The 1159-nt window shown below is 62.5% G+C and carries 1 protein-coding gene and 1 pseudogene; both read left to right on the top strand.

From position 1 onward, the window contains the following. Nucleotides 1-63 precede the first annotated feature (63 nt). On the top strand, nucleotides 64-975 hold the full coding sequence (locus B056_RS36145) for a reverse transcriptase domain-containing protein (RefSeq protein ID WP_018501994.1): 912 nt from the start codon (nucleotides 64-66) through the stop codon (nucleotides 973-975). Nucleotides 976-1060: 85 nt separating this feature from the next. Then, nucleotides 1061-1159 (top strand): annotated as a pseudogene (locus B056_RS46005) (RNA-directed DNA polymerase); the annotation flags it as partial.

Genomic DNA, 1159 nt, shown 5'->3' with positions numbered 1-1159 from the left:
CCCACAGATCGTCGGGGACCAGCCGCACCGCCAGGCTGTTCTCCATCACATCCATGATCAGATATGTACCCAGCGCCCCCACACGAGACACGCACAAAGTGCCGCGAGAGGTGCTGGAAGAGCGACTGGGCGATAGAGGTCGACATCTCCCGGTTCTTCGACTCCGTCGACCATGATCTTATGGTCAGGGCGGTCGAGGCGAACATCACCCCGGAACAGAAATGGGTGGTGCTGTACGTGCGGCGGTGGCTCACAGCTCCGCTCGTCCTGCCCGATGGCAGGAAGGTCGAACGGGACCGTGGAACTCCACAAGGTTCGGCGGTGTCACCCGTACTGGCAAACCTGTTCATGCACTACGCATTCGACTCCTGGCTGGGAAGAGAATTCCCGACCGTGGAGTTCGAGCGGTTCGCCGATGACGCGGTGGTGCATTGTAAGACCGAAGGGATGGCACGCCGGCTGCTGGCCGCGCTGGCGGAACGCATGGAACAGGTCGGGCTGCGACTGCATCCCGACAAGACCAGGATAGTCTACTGCAAGGACAGGCGGAGGAAGGGCTCCTTCGAGAACACGTCCTTCACCTTCCTCGGGTACACGTTCCAGGCGAGGAAAGCTCCGACGAAAGACCGGAGGAGTATCTTCGCCGCGTTCCTTCCGGCGGTCAGCCGGGACGCCCTCAAGAAGATGGGGGGCGTGGTCCGACGCTGGCGGATCAACCTGCGCACCACCGACAATCTGGCGGCGCTCGCCGAGTGGATGAATCCGGTTGTCCGTGGCTGGATGAACTACTACGGGAAGTTCTACCGAACAGAACTCGATGGTCTGCTACGGCGCGTCAATACCTACTTGGTGCGCTGGGCCAGGCGGAAGTTCCAACGGCTCAGGTCGTTCAAAAAGGCCAAACGGTGGTGGAACGGGCTGCTGCGCAGGCAGCCCCGCCTGTTCGCCCACTGGGTCTGGATGACCGAGTTCTGACGGACTGGATGAGACGAGCGGAGTGACGGGAGACTGTCACGCTCCGTTCTGTGGGAGCCCGGGGGTGAGATCCCCCCGGGCCACCCGGCCCCCGCAGGGGTCGGCGATATCACCCGTGCTCGCCAACCTGTTCATGCATTACGCGTTCGATCTGTTCCTGGCCCGGAATTTCCCGGGTGTGCAG

It is taken from the genome of Parafrankia discariae, assembly GCF_000373365.1.
Lineage (GTDB): Bacteria > Actinomycetota > Actinomycetes > Frankiales > Frankiaceae > Parafrankia > Parafrankia discariae.
Note: the sequence above shows the minus strand (reverse complement) of the source record. Positions and strands in the feature narration are given on the sequence as shown.